The sequence below is a fragment of the Idiomarina sp. OXR-189 genome (assembly GCF_034373425.1).
In the GTDB taxonomy this organism is placed as follows: domain Bacteria; phylum Pseudomonadota; class Gammaproteobacteria; order Enterobacterales; family Alteromonadaceae; genus Idiomarina; species Idiomarina zobellii.
This window is the reverse complement of record NZ_CP139706.1, coordinates 2074273-2089481: the sequence shown is the minus strand read 5'-3', so window position 1 is coordinate 2089481 and position 15209 is coordinate 2074273. Positions and strand designations below refer to the sequence as shown.

Annotated in this window: 15 protein-coding genes and 1 other RNA gene; 8 read left to right on the top strand and 8 right to left on the bottom strand. The window is 48.7% G+C overall.

Features of this window, described 5'->3' with window-relative positions; genetic code table 11:
* Positions 1-12: 12 nt before the first annotated feature.
* Positions 13-1410 carry a Fic family protein gene (locus UM402_RS10315; protein WP_058576219.1) on the bottom strand — a complete coding sequence of 466 codons (1398 nt, stop codon included), beginning with the start codon at positions 1408-1410 and terminating at the stop codon, positions 13-15.
* Positions 1411-1632: 222 nt separating this feature from the next.
* Here UM402_RS10315 and phoB point away from each other — a divergent pair, with 222 nt between their 5' ends.
* The 7 genes from phoB to phoU all read left to right on the top strand — a co-directional run bounded on the left by phoB (position 1633) and on the right by phoU (position 10427).
* Entirely contained in the window at positions 1633-2319 is a 687-nt protein-coding gene (gene phoB, locus UM402_RS10310) for a phosphate regulon transcriptional regulator PhoB (RefSeq protein ID WP_058576220.1), read from the top strand.
* 17 nt (positions 2320-2336) lie between these two features.
* Positions 2337-3632 carry a phosphate regulon sensor histidine kinase PhoR gene (gene phoR / locus UM402_RS10305; protein WP_058576221.1) on the top strand — a complete coding sequence of 432 codons (1296 nt, stop codon included), beginning with the start codon at positions 2337-2339 and terminating at the stop codon, positions 3630-3632.
* A gap of 158 nt (positions 3633-3790) precedes the next feature.
* On the top strand, positions 3791-4714 hold the full coding sequence (locus UM402_RS10300; RefSeq protein WP_058576275.1) for a PstS family phosphate ABC transporter substrate-binding protein: 924 nt from the start codon (positions 3791-3793) through the stop codon (positions 4712-4714).
* Between the two features lie 165 nt (positions 4715-4879).
* On the top strand, positions 4880-7147 hold the full coding sequence (locus tag UM402_RS10295) for an ABC transporter permease subunit (RefSeq protein ID WP_058576222.1): 2268 nt from the start codon (positions 4880-4882) through the stop codon (positions 7145-7147).
* Positions 7148-7167: 20 nt separating this feature from the next.
* Positions 7168-8829, top strand: coding sequence for a phosphate ABC transporter permease PstA (gene pstA, locus UM402_RS10290; protein WP_053953741.1), 1662 nt, complete (start codon positions 7168-7170; stop codon positions 8827-8829).
* Between the two features lie 46 nt (positions 8830-8875).
* Positions 8876-9694 carry a phosphate ABC transporter ATP-binding protein PstB gene (gene pstB / locus UM402_RS10285; RefSeq protein ID WP_058576276.1) on the top strand — a complete coding sequence of 273 codons (819 nt, stop codon included), beginning with the start codon at positions 8876-8878 and terminating at the stop codon, positions 9692-9694.
* A 10-nt stretch (positions 9695-9704) separates the two neighbouring features.
* Positions 9705-10427 (top strand): phosphate signaling complex protein PhoU, encoded by a 723-nt coding sequence (gene phoU, locus UM402_RS10280; protein ID WP_058576223.1) that lies wholly within the window; start codon positions 9705-9707, stop codon positions 10425-10427.
* On the opposite strand, the gene serA is transcribed toward phoU, so the two are convergent.
* From serA to zapA, 7 genes are all read right to left on the bottom strand, one after another.
* Complete coding sequence (gene serA, locus UM402_RS10275; RefSeq protein ID WP_058576224.1) at positions 10424-11650, bottom strand: phosphoglycerate dehydrogenase; 1227 nt, start codon at positions 11648-11650, stop codon at positions 10424-10426. The genes phoU and serA overlap by 4 nt on opposite strands.
* Positions 11650-12321 (bottom strand): ribose-5-phosphate isomerase RpiA, encoded by a 672-nt coding sequence (gene rpiA / locus UM402_RS10270; protein WP_058576225.1) that lies wholly within the window; start codon positions 12319-12321, stop codon positions 11650-11652. Before rpiA ends, serA begins: the two co-directional genes overlap by 1 nt.
* Positions 12322-12402: 81 nt before the next feature.
* Positions 12403-12990 carry a 5-formyltetrahydrofolate cyclo-ligase gene (locus tag UM402_RS10265; protein WP_058576226.1) on the bottom strand — a complete coding sequence of 196 codons (588 nt, stop codon included), beginning with the start codon at positions 12988-12990 and terminating at the stop codon, positions 12403-12405.
* 12 nt (positions 12991-13002) lie between these two features.
* Positions 13003-13626 (bottom strand): zeta toxin family protein, encoded by a 624-nt coding sequence (locus UM402_RS10260; protein ID WP_058576227.1) that lies wholly within the window; start codon positions 13624-13626, stop codon positions 13003-13005.
* The gene (locus UM402_RS10255; protein WP_058576228.1) at positions 13614-13868 is read right to left on the bottom strand and encodes a hypothetical protein; all 255 of its coding nucleotides are present in this window, start codon (positions 13866-13868) and stop codon (positions 13614-13616) included. The genes UM402_RS10260 and UM402_RS10255 overlap by 13 nt, the downstream gene beginning before the upstream one ends.
* 115 nt (positions 13869-13983) lie before the next feature.
* Positions 13984-14168: non-coding RNA, 6S RNA (gene ssrS / locus UM402_RS10250), on the bottom strand.
* 27 nt (positions 14169-14195) lie between these two features.
* A complete protein-coding gene (gene zapA, locus UM402_RS10245) occupies positions 14196-14507 on the bottom strand; it encodes a cell division protein ZapA (RefSeq protein WP_058576229.1) in 312 nt (103 codons plus the stop codon).
* A 133-nt stretch (positions 14508-14640) separates the two neighbouring features.
* Here zapA and UM402_RS10240 point away from each other — a divergent pair, with 133 nt between their 5' ends.
* On the top strand, positions 14641-15207 hold the full coding sequence (locus UM402_RS10240) for a UPF0149 family protein (protein WP_058576230.1): 567 nt from the start codon (positions 14641-14643) through the stop codon (positions 15205-15207).
* Positions 15208-15209: the final 2 nt, after the last annotated feature.

The following is a 15209-nucleotide window of genomic DNA, read 5'->3' as shown; positions in this document are numbered from 1 at the left end:
AACAGGAAGCGGCTATCGCCGTTTCCATGCTTTAAACATGGCTTCGGTAATACCTAAGCCGATAATTGCGCCTTCATGTAATTGCTCTAAGTCGGCTATTGTCATAGCAATAAACTTGTCTGGCTGCTCAATCTGGTTGTCATGGCAATAACGGCTCAAAAACGCACTTATTTTTGCTCCGCTAATGTCATTTCTTATGACCAGTCCCATCGCTTCTTTTCTGGCCGCTCGGTATTTAATGCGGTAGGCATCGATATCACCCAAAGACTCTTTTACCACATCATACTGTTCACAAGACTTTTTATAAGCCCACTCAAATAGCTCCAAAGCTGGCTGTACTTCGTTAGTTTCATAAAAATACAGCAGAGCCTTAAAGTAGTCCTCTTGCGGCACATCAGTAAAACTTAACGGGCATAAGTTGCCCTTTATAAATGGAATGTTACAGGTAAGCCGGGCTGTTCGTTTGTTCACATCTTCAAATGCCTGCAAGTAAGACAAATGCACTAGCAGAAAAAAGCTTTGTTCAAAAGGGTCGCTAATTTGCTCGGCTTTTAACAACACGCGTGCTAATACTTCTTTAATTTGGTGAGGGTTGCTGAGAGGTGTATACGCCGACTTCCCAATAGTCACTTCAAGCTCTCGCTCTCTTCCACACGCATTAGGATTCGCCAGTAAGTCTTGAGACAACAAGTAATGAATGTTTCGAACGGTAAAAGAGCTGAGTGTTATATCTTCTGCATTTTCAATCAGAAATTCGATGGCTTCCTTATGGTTCATTATCATCACGGTTTCTTCATGAACCTTACCCTCTGCTGATACCCCTTGTTCTATCAGTTTCTGAGTGTCGAGCTTAGAGTACGTATTGCCCTCTAAACGGCTTGAGTTGTACGACAAGTCTATAAGTAGTTTTTGTCCAATCTCTTTAGCATAAGTCCCAGCAGCCAACGCTTTGTCAACTCGCTTACCCATTGTGTGAAGCTTAGTGCGCACAGACAACGGCACGTAAAAAGTCTTGTTAGGAGTATATTGCTCGACTAACTGCCGTTGGTAAGTACTTTTAGTTCGGCCATAGGGGGGCGTGTCCAGGTAGGCTAACTTGGTCAAGGACTCTGCAGAAAAAATGGGGTGTTGATTATATTCATTCCCTTTTTCATTTAGTACAAGGCTTTCCGTAACTGAACGCTCTGTTGCAGAACTGCTAATACCATAAGATGCCAGGCGATAAGTACGAGCTTTCTTCTCACCGTCAGCAATGACTTGTCCATGTTCAACCAGCTTTTTCAGCCTTCGCTGTAGCGTCTTTTTGGGCATGTCGACTGCTAGGTGGTTTTGCAAGGCACCTATGGACAAGGGCTGTCCAATACTTTCCAGACATGTAAGTATAGCTTCTAATTCAGCTTGAATGGTCATAAAACTCACTTTATTGGACAGCTAATGCAATATTAATGTCCATTAAAGCATATTTATTGGACATTGCACAGTATTTTTGTCCAATAAATGAAGCGATATTGGACAAACAGACCCAAAATCATCATAAACAAAAGAAATCTTACAGCAATGTGTCGCTGGTCATAAAAATGTCATATTCTTTAGTAATAATTGGCTCAACTGATCCAATAAGGGACTAAATACATGTCGCGTAGAATTCTAATAGTAGAAGATGAAGCACCCATTCGTGAGATGTTGAGCTTTGTTATGGAGCAACACGGCTATCAAGCAGTCGAAGCTCATGATTTTGATGCCGCTGTCAGTAAAATTGCAGAGCCATATCCCGATATGGTTCTGCTGGACTGGATGCTGCCGGGCGGCTCAGGTATTCAACTGGCCAAAAAAATTAAAGGCGATGACTTTACCCGCAATATACCTATTATAATGTTGACCGCCCGCGGCGAAGAAGAAGACAAAATAAAAGGTCTGGAAGTCGGCGCTGACGATTATATTACCAAGCCATTCTCGCCCAAAGAGCTGATGGCAAGAATGCGTGCTGTATTCCGCCGTGTAGCGCCAACGGTGTTAGACGAGCCGTTGGAAGTTGAAGGCTTAAAGCTCGACCCCGTATCGCACCGCATTTCGGTTGGCGACAACAGTGTCGACATGGGACCAACTGAATTCAAGCTACTGCACTTTTTTATGACACACCCAGAGCGCGTGTACAGCCGTGAACAACTGCTAGACCACGTTTGGGGCACTAATGTTTATGTCGAAGACAGAACCGTCGATGTGCACATTCGTCGCTTACGCAAAGCGTTGGCTGACCATGGTTTCGACCGGTTAATACAGACCGTGCGAGGAGTCGGTTATCGTTTCTCGAGTCGTTAACAGCGGGTCTGCTTGATATGGACAGAGACTATTCAAACTGGCAGTCGCTGCGCAATCTGGCGCTTTTTCTGCTGCCATTTATTTTTGTCGGCTGGCTGTTCGATATTCTCTGGCCGCTGCTGACGTTTGCTCTGCTGGGCCTGGTGTGCTGGCATTATTTTTATCAGCAAAAGCTCATTAAATGGTTATGGCAAAGTCGTACCTTAATGCCGCCATCAGCGCCGGGTAGCTGGTCCTATATTTATGACGGCATTTATCGTTCGCAACGCCGCAGTCAAAAGCGCCGTAAATCGCTGGCGCGCTTGTTAAGACGTTTTCGGGAAGCGGCAGAAGCATTGCCGGACGCAGCTATTGTCTTTCGAGCAGACGGTGCGCTGTTGTGGAGCAACAAACTCGCACAGTTTTACTTCGGCCTGCGTTGGCCGGACGACGCCGGACAAAGGCTGTCTAACCTTATTCGTCACCCGGAGTTTTCGGTGTATCTCAGCAAAGGCCAGTTTGATGATGCTCTCACTATTCCTTCTCCTGTGCGTGACAGTCTCGACATTGAAATTCGCATTATGCCGTACAGTGAAGACCAGTTCTTACTGGTGGCGCGTGACGTCACCCAAGTTAAACGTCTGGACTCAATGCGTCGTGAGTTCGTTGCCAACGTGTCGCACGAGTTAAAAACGCCGTTGACGGTGTTGCAGGGGTACCTGGAAATGCTGGAAGAGCCGGAACAAACGCCGCCGGCTATGCTGAAAAAAGCGGTCGAAAATATGAACGCGCAAAGTGATCGCATGGCCAACCTGGTTGACCAACTTCTGGTTCTGTCTCGCATGGAAACTCCAAGTGACGACGTGTTCGACCACGAAGTGAATGTGCCTGCTTTACTGGAGCAGCTACAAACGGAAGCGCATCGCCTTAACGAACAGAAGCAACACAAGCTACAGTTTAATGTCGACCCCATCCATATTTACGGCAAAGAATCGTTACTACGCAGTGCCATGCAGAACCTGATTACTAACGCCATTCGTTACACGCCGGAAGGTGGCGAAATAGAGGTGTGCTGGAAAGAGACCTCGGGCGGCGTTGAATTCAGCGTGACCGATAATGGTAAAGGCATACCGGCGCAGCATTTGCCGAGACTGACTGAACGTTTTTATCGCATCGATGAAGACCGAAACAGCGCCAGTGGCGGAACCGGGCTAGGGTTGTCTATCGTTAAGCAAGCTGTCGAACACCATAACGCACAACTGGACATAAGCAGTACACCGGGCAAAGGCAGTCGCTTTGCTTTTCAACTGCCGCACGGATTAATTAAGTCATAAATTTTTCACATTGTCATAAAGCTGTCATAAAACGTTCTTAAACTACGCATTATCGAAGAACGACTTTCTGAAGTTAGACAAAACCCATAGAGGTGAAAAACATGTTTCAATCTACTTTGAACAAGACATTAACTGGTTTAGTAGCGGCGGGCACTTTAATGTTCAGCTCGCTGGCAGCAGCAACCGACGACTTACCAGAATACGAAAAAGTCAGCGGCTTATCAGGCAACTTATCATCGGTAGGCTCTGACACCCTGGCAAACATGATGACGTTTTGGGGCGAAGAGTTTAAGCGCATGTACCCAAGCGTTAACATCCAAATTCAGGCGGCGGGCTCTTCTACTGCGCCACCAGCACTGACCGAAGGCACTTCAAGCTTCGGCCCTATGAGCCGCGCGATGAAGTCAAAAGAAATCGAAGCTTTTGAAAAGCGCCACGGTTATAAGCCGACACCAGTGCGTGTTGCTATCGACGCGTTAGCGGTATTCGTGCATAAAGATAACCCAATCGAAGGTTTATCGATTGCCGAAGTTGACGCTATTTTCTCGTCAACCCGTAAATGCGGTGCTAACCAGCAAGTGAACCGCTGGGGACAACTGGACTTAGACGGCGACTGGACTAGTCGTGACTTACAGCTGTACGGTCGCAACTCGGTGTCAGGTACTTATGGTTACTTTAAAGAAGTGGGTCTTTGTGACGGTGACTTCCGCTCTAACGTAAACGAGCAACCTGGCTCAGCGTCAGTTGTTCAGTCAGTCTCTACGTCACTGAACGCAATTGGTTACTCAGGTATTGGTTATGTCACTTCTGGTGTGAAAGCGGTACCTATTGCTAAAGGCGACGGCGACGACTTTATTGAAGCGTCACGCGAAGAGGCGTTAGCGGGTAAATACCCACTGGCACGTTTCCTCTACGTATACGTGAACAAGCACCCGAACAAACCATTAGGTAAAGCAGAAGCTGAGTTCATGAAAATGATTCTGTCGAAACAAGGTCAGGACATAGTGAACAAAGACGGCTACATTGGTTTGCCGAAGCAGGTTGTTGACGCTGAGCTTAAAAAGCTAGGCCTTAGCCACTAAAAAATTACGTCATAACAAAGCCGGTAGTTCTTTGAAGCTGCCGGCTTTTTTCTATTTTGACAGTTTAGTGAAGAAAATATGACGGTACTGTAACAGTACTGTCATAAAACTTTACTACACTATCACTCAGTTAAATTTGAAGTCATTTTAGAGTCCGAGGTCACAATGGCAACACAATCTGCCCAACAGCTGTCGGCCAATCGCATGCGATTGTTCAAAGACCGTTTCGCACGTTATGGCGTAACGGCTGGCGGCGTTATGGTATTGGTCGCACTGCTTCTGATCTTCTTCTACCTGCTTTATGTGGTGCAACCGATATTCGAGTCGGTCAGCCTGAAAAAAGTAAACAGCTTTAACCTGCCCGAATCGGGACAGGTCGAAGCCGTAGGTATGGAAGAGCAGGCCGAAATTGGTTATCGCTTTTTAAGCAGTGGTGAACTGCAGTTTTTCTCCCTTATCGACAAAAATGATCGTCGCTCAGGCGATATTTTACTAAGCGAAACTTTTGTCGAACCGGAAAATGTTAGCAGCTTTGCGAAAACCTTACCGGTAAACCACCAGTACGCCTATGGGTTAGAGTCGGGTGAAGCTGTTGTGGTTGAACCTAAGTTTTCTGTGACTTTCCCGGAAACCGCCGCAACCGCTGCAACAGACAAAGTTGAACGTGTCATTACGCCTCGCTTTGAGGTGAAAAATGACGGGCAGCCGCTGGTTGTCGATGAAAACGGTCGCGCCCTTGAAAAGCTCGCCTATGAAACCGACGGCGACGGCATGCTGTTCGCGGCAGCGGTGGAAAACAGCACCTTACTGATAACGCACTTTGTTGCTGAAGAAAACTTCATGACCGGCGCCGTCACATTAACGCCGAACTACACTGAAATTCCTTTAAATACCGCTATTGATGACATTGTTGTCACGCCGGACTTACGACAAGTCATTGCGCGTCGTGGCAACCGCGTGCACGTATTCGATATTTCCATTAGTGGTAACGTAACCGAGCGTGAACTACTGCCTATGCGCACGCGCGAGCTGGGTAATGCCACCGGCATGTACCTGCTGGCCGGGGCGTCTTCTGTGTTGTTAACCCATGACACAGGTAAAGTCTCACAGTGGTTTGAAGTGCCGGGTGACGATGGCCGTCAGTATCAGTACATTCGCAGCTTCGACGCCGGCTCACCGATCACTGAAATTGAAGTAGAATATTATCGCCGTACGTTTTACACCTTGTCTGAAAACGGCGACATGAACATTTTTCATACCACGGCAGAGGCAGATCTCTATCGAGGTAAGCCCGCCGAGGCTAAAGTTCAAGCAGTCATGGTTGACCCGCGCGCTAACTATCTGCTGATGAAAACAGCCGAAGGTTATGGCTTGTACGACGTCGACAATGAGCACCCGGAAGTCAGCTGGAGCGGTTTGTGGCAGGAAGTCTGGTACGAAGGTTACCCAGAGCCGGAATATACCTGGCAATCCACTTCAGGCTCTGACGACTTTGAGTCCAAATTCAGCCTGGTGCCTATTTCTTTCGGTACTATAAAAGCAGCGGCTTACGCCATGTTATTCGCGGTGCCTATTGGTTTAGCGGCAGCGGTTTACACGGCTTACTTTATGTCGTCGTCGGTGCGCAGATACGTCAAACCGACCGTCGAAATAATGGAAGCATTGCCTACGGTTATTCTTGGTTTTCTTGCCGGCCTTTGGTTAGCACCCTTGGTCGAGGCCTATTTGCCTGGGTTTGTGGCGGTGCTCTTGCTGGTGCCCTTGGCCATTATTCTTATGGCAGCCCTGTGGAGCCAGTTACCGACTCAAATTAAGAGCAAAGTCAACGACGGCCGCGCCGCGTTACTGTTAATTCCTGTTGTCCTGGCAGTGGGTTGGTTCTCGTTTGAAATCAGTCCGTGGGTCGAGCAGGTCATGTTTGACGGTGATGCACGTCGCTTTATTACTAACGAACTTGGCGTTACTTTCGACCAACGTAACTCGCTGGTGGTGGGTATTGCAATGGGCTTTGCGGTTATCCCAACCATATTCTCCATTGCTGAAGACGCGGTATTTAGCGTGCCCAAGCACTTGTCCAACGGTTCATTAGCTCTTGGTGCTACGCCGTGGCAAACCCTGACCAAAGTCGTGTTGCTGACCGCCAGCCCGGGCATTTTCTCCGCAGTGATGATGGGGCTTGGTCGTGCTGTGGGTGAAACCATGATAGTGCTCATGGCCACGGGTAACACGCCAATTATGGACTGGAACATATTTGAAGGTATGCGCACCTTGTCGGCGAACATTGCGGTTGAAATGCCGGAGTCAGAGGTAGGCAGCTCGCATTACCGCATTCTGTTCCTGGCAGCCTTTGTGTTGTTCATATTCACCTTCTTCTTTAACACCATTGCTGAATTTGTGCGCCAACGCTTGCGCGACAAATACAGCTCAATGTAATCCGGAATTGAGGTTTAACGATGAAAAAGTGGTTTAGAACCGGAAAACCCTGGATTTGGCTAACCGCTGGCTCGGTCAGCATCAGCCTAATTGCGGTCATTGGGCTGGTTATCATGATTGGCTGGCGCGGACTGTCTTTCTTCTGGCCGTCTGCCATCCATGAAATGGATATTAAGCAGGCCGACGGCAGCACCAAGCACATAATCGGTGAGGTGTACGACTCAGAAGTGGTGCCGACAACGCGTTTGCCACAGTCTATGGTCGACTTGGCTGACATAGAGTCAGAAACCGTCACTCGTTACCTAATGAAAATTGGTAACCGTGAATACGTGCCGCTGGACTTTACCTGGGTGCTGGAGTCATTGGTTACCAAAGACACCACGCCAAAAAACATGGCGGTTATTGAGCGCAGTAAAGACGGCAACTTCTACGGCCGCATTACGGCAGTCACCGAAAATGGCGAAGTTGTTGCCAAGCAAAGTGACGAAGACTTCCGAAAAGTCATGTTCGAGCGTGTTGAACGTGCTGTCGAGCTCAATATGCAAGCTATGGGACTGCAGGAAGGCGAAATATCGTCGATCAACTACCAGCTGAATGAGCTGTCGCTTGAGCGCCGTCGACTGGAGTTACAGGACGAGTTGACTGAGCAGGCTATCGCCGACTTACAGGCGCAACGTGAGCAGTTAAACGCCGACTATCAAGTCTACGAAAAAGAGCTATTCGATCTGCGTGAACAAGCACAGCGAGACGCGTTAATCGTGAAAGACTTTCGCGGCGAAGACGTAAAAGTGCCAATGTACCGGGTGTTGGACGTTAACTTCCCGAATGACATGGGCTTTTTCGCCAAGCTGGGGCATTTCTTCCAGCAAATTGGTAAGTTTGTCAGTGACGACCCGCGTGAGGCAAACACAGAAGGCGGCGTATTCCCGGCCATTTTCGGTACCGTATTTATGGTACTGCTCATGTCCATTATTGTGACACCCTTTGGTGTGGTTGCAGCGGTTTATCTGCACGAATACGCCGGTAAAAACCCGGTCACCAAGCTCATCCGTATTGCGGTCATTAACCTGGCCGGTGTCCCGTCTATTGTTTACGGCGTATTTGGTCTGGGCTTCTTCGTGTACATGGTGGGTGGCAGCCTGGACCAAATTTTCTATCCGGAAGCTTTGCCTAACCCAACCTTCGGTACGCCGGGCGTGCTCTGGTCTGCCGTAACACTGGCAATATTGACACTGCCGGTGGTTATTGTCTCGACCGAAGAAGGCTTGTCACGCATTCCGCCATCGTTGCGCGAGGGCAGTTTGTCGCTGGGTGCAACCAAGTGGGAGACCATCTGGCGCATTATATTGCCAATGGCATCGCCGGCTATTATGACAGGGCTTATTTTGGCCGTCGCTCGTGCGGCGGGTGAAGTAGCACCGCTAATGCTGGTGGGTGTGGTCAAGTCGGCACCTATGCTGCCGGTAGACGGGAACTTCCCGTACTTACACTTAGACCGTAAGTTTATGCACTTAGGCTTTCATATTTACGACGTTGGCTTCCAGAGCCCGAACGTTGAAGCGGCTCGACCGCTGGTGTACGCCACCTCGTTCTTACTCATTACCGTCATTGTCGGTCTTAATCTGACGGCCATTGGTGTGCGTAACCATTTACGTGAAAAATATCGCTCTCTTGAGCACTAAAGTTTACAAAGAAGATTTTGATGAATTAGCGAAAGGGTCAGAATTTATGATTTCGGTAAACCCGAGTACAAGCAACATGGAAAAGCTGGACTTACACAACTTGCCAGCCGAGCAAACTGCGTTGGATATTAAGAACCTGAACTTATACTACGGTGAAGATCAGGCGCTGCATGACATTTCCATGCGCATTCCGAAAAACCGCGTTACCGCGTTTATCGGACCGTCGGGTTGTGGTAAATCAACCTTATTGCGTTGCATTAACCGTATGAACGACCTGGTGGAAATTTGCCGCATTGAAGGCGAAATTGAAATGCACGGCCAGAACATTTACGACAAAAGCGTCGATGTTGCCGCATTAAGACGCCGTGTTGGTATGGTGTTCCAGCGTCCTAACCCGTTCCCGAAATCCATTTATGAGAATGTGGTGTACGGTCTGCGCCTGCAAGGCGTAAAAGACAAGCGCGTACTGGACGAAGCGGTTGAAACGTCATTGCGCGGTGCCGCCCTCTGGGACGAAGTGAAAGACCGTTTGAACGCCAGCGCGTTCAGCCTGTCGGGTGGTCAGCAGCAGCGTTTGGTTATCGCCCGCTCTATTGCCATTGAGCCGGAAATTCTGCTGCTGGACGAACCAACATCGGCGCTGGATCCTATCTCAACCTTAACCATTGAAGAGCTTATCACCGAGCTGAAAGAGAAGTTCACCGTGGTTATTGTTACCCACAACATGCAACAGGCGGCACGTGTGTCAGATCAAACGGCATTCCTGTACATGGGTAAAATGATAGAATACGCCGATACCGACACCTTATTTACGACGCCTTCGGAAAAGCAAACCGAAGACTACATTACCGGTCGTTACGGCTAAGGAGAGTGTTATGGATAAAATGAACATGAGTAAGCACATATCCGGTAAGTTCAATGAAGAACTTGAAGCTGTGCGTAACCGGGTATTAAGCATGGGCGGAATGGTTGAACAGCAAATCAGCGATGCGCTGGAAGCCATTCAAAAAGGCAACGTTGAGCTGGCCGAAAAAGTCCTGAGCAGCGACCATAAAATTAATAAACTGGAAGTGCAAATTGACGAAGAGTGCGTGCACATTATCGCTAAGCGTCAACCGGCTGCCAGTGACCTGCGTTTGGTTATTGCTATTATCAAAACCATTGCTGACTTAGAGCGCATTGGTGACGAAGCCGAGCGCATTGCCAAAGTGGCGAAAGAAAGCTTCAACAAAGACCAGCAGCAGCTGTTGGTCAGCCTGGAAAACTTAGGTCAGCACATTCTCAGCATGTTGCGTAAAGTGCTCGATGCCTTTGCACGCATGGATTTAGAGGCCGCTTACGAGGTGCATCAGCAGGACGAGCAAGCCGACCGCCAGTACGAAGCACTGACGCGTCAGTTAATGACCTACATGATGGAAGACTCGCGTTCCATTCCGAAAATTATGGACGTGCTGTGGTCTGCCCGCTCGCTGGAGCGCATGGGTGACCGTTGTCAGAACATTGCCGAGTACATTATCTTCTTTGTGAAAGGTAAAGACGTGCGCCATGTCTCGCCAGAGAGCATGGAACGCACGGTAATGGGGAATAAACTCGACTAAAACAGACGCCGGGCGCGAATGGTGCCCGGAATGTCTTTCAGTTGTTGCAGGATATCGGCACCATTCTCGCTGTCGATATCCATAACAACATAACCCACGGTTTCATCGGTTTGTAAGTACTGACCCGCCACGTTTATTTGGTTGTCACTAATAATGCGGTTAATAGCGTTCAGCATACCCGGCTGGTTTTTGTGAATATGCAGTAACCGTTGTGTGGTTGCATGCGTTGGCAAGCTGACTTCCGGGAAGTTCACCGCCGACAACGTTGAGCCATTGTCCGAATAACGCACCAGTTTCCCGGCCACTTCCACACCAATGTTTTCTTGTGCTTCCAGTGTTGAACCACCAATGTGTGGTGTCAGCAGACAGTTTTTCAAACCGCGCAGCGGCGACACAAATTCGTCATTATTGCCTTTAGGCTCAACGGGGAACACATCAATAGCCGCGCCGCCTAAGTGGCGAGACGACAAACCGTCGGCCAAAGCCTCAATATCAACCACTGTGCCGCGCGACGCGTTAATCAGTAAGCTACCGGGTTTCATGCGCTCAATTTGGCGACGGCCAATCATCCACTGAGTTTGCTCAGTTTCCGGTACATGCAACGTCACAATGTCGGCCTGGGCCAGCAAGTCATCCAACGTTGGTACTGACTGCGCATTGCCCATAGGGAGTTTGTCTTCCACATCGTAGTAGCGAATGTGCATGCCCAGTTGCTCGGCAAGCACGCTCAGCTGACTGCCAATGTGGCCATAACCAATAATACCGAGAATTTTACCGCGCGCCTCGAACGACTGTTTCGCCGACTTCAGCCAGCCACCTTCATGAGCTACTGCGTTTTTCTCAGGAACACCGCGCAGCAACATAATAATTTCAGCCAGTACCAGCTCGGCCACACTGCGGGTATTAGAAAACGGCGCATTAAACACAATAACACCGTGTTTTTTCGCCGCTTCAAGGTCGACCTGGTTGGTACCAATACAAAAACAGCCAACCGCAATGAGTTTTTCAGCCGCCGCAAACACCCGCTCATTCAACTGGCTGCGAGAGCGTATGCCGACAATGTGCGCGTCTTTAATTTTCTCACACAACTCGTCCTCGCTGAGCGAGGTTTGCAGAATCTCTAAATTGTTATAACCGTGGTGACGGAAAAGCTGTATGGCACTGTCGTGCACACCTTCTAACAATAAAACTTTTATCTTGTCTTTCGACAATGACTTTTGCATTAGCCTGCTACCTTCAGTGTTTCAACGCCGTCTTCGCGAGCAATCAGCGCAACATCGGCGCCACGCTGCGCGAATAAGCCGTTGGTGACCACACCGACAATATTGTTAAGGTCTGACTCAAGCTCCATAGGCTTCATAATGTCCAGGTTGTGTACATCCAGAATCCAGTTGCCGTTGTCAGTCGTGAAGCCCTGGCGCCACACCGGGTCGCCGCCTAACTTCACAATTTCCCGAGCCACATAAGAGCGTGCCATAGGAATAACCTCAACCGGCAACGGGAAGCTGCCTAAACGACCCACGCGTTTACTGTCGTCGGCCACACAAATGAATTTATCGGCGACCGCCGCAATGATCTTTTCGCGAGTCAGCGCTCCGCCACCGCCTTTTATCATCTGGCCGTGCTCGTTAATTTCGTCGGCACCGTCAATATACACCGGAACATCGGCCACTGAGTTTAAGTCAAATACCTCAATGCCATGGGCTTTCAGGCGTTTGGTCGACTCCTCAGAGCTTGACACCGCACCTTCAATATCGTCTTTTCGTTTTGCCAGCTCATCGATAAAAAAGTTAACTGTCGAGCCGGTACCAACACCGACCACAGTGCCATTTTCAATGTACTGCATGGCTGCTTCAGCAGCGGTTTTTTTAAGTGAATCTGTATTGCCTGACATAGTGGAATTCCCCGTTTGACTTTTAGCGTCAGTATAAGGCTTTTGTTAGTTTTTATCGAACGCTTTGCCGCAAAAACGTGATTAAAAACGCCAGTGTTTACCCGGAGTAATAATTTCCGGTAAAGGAATATCCCAGGCCTCGACAGGCAGCTCACTAACCCGCTGCTCGTCATAACTTAGCCCAATCGGGAATAAATGGGGTGTATGTCCGTTATACCACTGCGCTAATGTACGGTCGTAATAACCGCCGCCCATGCCCAGGCGGTTGCCTTTTTCGTCAAAACCCACCAGTGGCAGAAGTAGTACATCAATATCAGCTAGCGGCACCACATTATCGACACGCAGCTCCGGCTCTTCTATACCGTACTTGTTTTGAGTCATGCGGGTGTCAGGGGAGTAGCGCAAAAACAATAAATGACCTTTCGCGAACGGGTGTAATACCGGCAGTACCGTTTGAAAGCCGTTTTCCCAAAGTCGCTGAATAACTGGCTGTGTTGGCAACTCGCCGGCAAAACTGTGATACACCGCAACAGTGGTTTGGGCTGGCTCTAACCCGCGCAGTCGCTGCTCAACAGCGTCAGCAACCGCCATGCCGGCCTGTTTGGCATAGTCCTGGGGTAAGCTGCGGCGAATTTGCTGTAACTTGCGTCGGAGTTCTTGTCGGGTCATGCTAAAACAGCCCTAGCGAAGTATACGAACTTTTGCTGTGTTCCACTTTAGAAGAACGTGAGTCCTGAACCACCTTGGCTTAGTATCGCTATATTGCTTCTCTTTTACATCCAGAAAGCCGTTGGGGGTGACTTCCGCTATAGGTACGAGCAAGTCGGTGTTATCAAAAAAGTAAGCTCTATGGCATTGTGCTGCCATGTCATAAAGTTGAGACAAGCTGCGTTCGTATCGACTTCGAACTTTATCAATTGGCACAGGGTGTCCGCCCAATTTAACGCGCTCGTCAACACGATCGATATTAATGTCAGGGTCAGCGATACAAACGTAGTAAAGGTAGGTTTTGAAACCCAGTTCATTCGCTTTTTTTATGTAGTCGAGGTGGCTATGGTGACTCATAACTGACTCATAGCTATGAGAAACCTTTTTTTCTAGCCACATCTCCCTTTGTCCCTTCGCTATTACCTGAGCTAGTTTGGAACGTTCCTGCGGGTCGGGCTCATGTTCACGTAGAGTAAGTTCTATTTCATCAGGGTTAACGTATTGACCTAATGGTACATCGTATTTATGGCGTAACTCATCTGTTAACGTTGTTTTGCCAGAGCCATTAGGGCCTGCAATTAGTCTTAGTCGCGGCATAAGTCTGCTTCAAGAGATGGGAACGCAGTTGCATCACTTAAAACCCTAACAAATTGTTCAGAACCGTCAGGAAAACGTCTCATGATGCGGCCATCTTTTGCGTACGTGAAACTTACTCCATGACTTAAGGCTTTCTCTCTTGCTGAACGAGATGCGTGACGGCCAATTGTCATTAGGGTGTTAAAGTCTATGAGAGGATCTTTCCTCTTCGTTACTGATACCTTTTTAATCGACTTGATCATTGGTCTCTCCTTCATTAGCCAATACTTATATAAATTATTGGTAATGCAGCTATCAAGTTATGTTGCTTATTAGTATACAACAAATAGAAACTAAAAGTCTCCGTACTGGAAAGGGTGGTTCCCCAAGGTGCCGCTGCTGGCTGTAGCCCTTGAACCCATTGGTTCAAGGCGGGGAGCAAGTGGTATCCGTCGTAGGCTTCCCGGTGCATGCCGGGCTTGCTCATGACGGGCCAGTGATCCCCTTTTAATACAAGCATCGGCTCAGGGACATTAGCCTGCTGGCAAACACCCCAGGGAACCGCAGAAAAGGGTTACTGTTTTGTCTATTTAGCGATTACGCTGCGAGCGCTGCTCGCTCATTGCTTGTTCAATTGTAGCTTGAAGCAGTTGAATTTTCTCTTCAAGCTTGGCCGTTTTGGCCGACTGTTCGTTCTGGTCTTGTATCCATTCGTGACACAAGTTTAATGCGGTCATCACGGCTATTTGTTCAACATTGGTCAGCTGCGTGTTTTCCTTCGTTTCCTGCAGCCTTTGGTTTAAGGCATCTGCCGCTTGCTGCAACGCGCTTTCCTGACCCACAGGGCAGGCAACCTTATAGTTACGCTCCAGCAATTTAATATCCATGGTTTTCGCGGCCATTCAAAAGACTCCTTGCAACTGACTCATCAGCGTGAATAACTGCATTATGGCACGAGCAGCGGGCGTTTGTCAGCTAGCGATTATGTAAAGCCAGTGTTAGGATTATGGCAAGATTCACAAAAGGCGAGATTTCATGTCCACACGCTTTAATTATGACCGTTTAGCCGAACTTTATGCGGGCTACGATATGACACCGGGAGCTTCTGAAATTCAGGGTATGCTCACGGGTTTAATAGCCACCGGCAGCGAGCCAAAAAGCGACGAGCTTATGGCGGTGTTGTCAGACTTAGCTTACGACGGGCAAAGCATTCCAACAGAGCTTAAAAATTTATTACAGCAACAAGCCGAAGAAATTGAACATTCGCTGGGCGACCACGACTTAGGCTTTCGCTTGTTATTGCCGGAAGACGGCGAGCCACTGCCAGAGCGTTTAAGTGCACTAGCTGGCTGGGTGAATGCGTTTCTCGCAGGCTACGGTGTTAACCAACAAAGCATGGCCACCTTAAGCGCCGACTTAAAAGAAGCCATTGAAGACATGGTCGAGCTGGCAAAGATTGAGTTCACCGAAGAAAGCGGCGAGGAAGAAGAGCGCGCTTACTTCGAAATTGTCGAATACCTGCGTGTATCGGCCATGATGTGCTACACCGAGTTAGGCCGCAAAGAGCAGCCGGCCAATCAACCACCCAAAACACTGCACTAATT

Excerpts from the sequence above, each read along its gene's own strand:
- UM402_RS10315 (WP_058576219.1), bottom strand. The coding sequence starts at position 1,410 with ATGACCATTCAAGCTGAATTAGAAGCTATACTTACATGTCTGGAAAGT.
- phoB (WP_058576220.1), top strand. The coding sequence starts at position 1,633 with ATGTCGCGTAGAATTCTAATAGTAGAAGATGAAGCACCCATTCGTGAG.
- phoR (WP_058576221.1), top strand. The coding sequence starts at position 2,337 with ATGGACAGAGACTATTCAAACTGGCAGTCGCTGCGCAATCTGGCGCTT.
- UM402_RS10300 (WP_058576275.1), top strand. The coding sequence starts at position 3,791 with ATGTTCAGCTCGCTGGCAGCAGCAACCGACGACTTACCAGAATACGAA.
- UM402_RS10295 (WP_058576222.1), top strand. The coding sequence starts at position 4,880 with ATGGCAACACAATCTGCCCAACAGCTGTCGGCCAATCGCATGCGATTG.
- pstA (WP_053953741.1), top strand. The coding sequence starts at position 7,168 with ATGAAAAAGTGGTTTAGAACCGGAAAACCCTGGATTTGGCTAACCGCT.
- pstB (WP_058576276.1), top strand. The coding sequence starts at position 8,876 with ATGATTTCGGTAAACCCGAGTACAAGCAACATGGAAAAGCTGGACTTA.
- phoU (WP_058576223.1), top strand. The coding sequence starts at position 9,705 with ATGGATAAAATGAACATGAGTAAGCACATATCCGGTAAGTTCAATGAA.
- serA (WP_058576224.1), bottom strand. The coding sequence starts at position 11,650 with ATGCAAAAGTCATTGTCGAAAGACAAGATAAAAGTTTTATTGTTAGAA.
- rpiA (WP_058576225.1), bottom strand. The coding sequence starts at position 12,321 with ATGTCAGGCAATACAGATTCACTTAAAAAAACCGCTGCTGAAGCAGCC.
- UM402_RS10265 (WP_058576226.1), bottom strand. The coding sequence starts at position 12,990 with ATGACCCGACAAGAACTCCGACGCAAGTTACAGCAAATTCGCCGCAGC.
- UM402_RS10260 (WP_058576227.1), bottom strand. The coding sequence starts at position 13,626 with ATGCCGCGACTAAGACTAATTGCAGGCCCTAATGGCTCTGGCAAAACA.
- UM402_RS10255 (WP_058576228.1), bottom strand. The coding sequence starts at position 13,868 with ATGATCAAGTCGATTAAAAAGGTATCAGTAACGAAGAGGAAAGATCCT.
- zapA (WP_058576229.1), bottom strand. The coding sequence starts at position 14,507 with ATGGCCGCGAAAACCATGGATATTAAATTGCTGGAGCGTAACTATAAG.
- UM402_RS10240 (WP_058576230.1), top strand. The coding sequence starts at position 14,641 with ATGTCCACACGCTTTAATTATGACCGTTTAGCCGAACTTTATGCGGGC.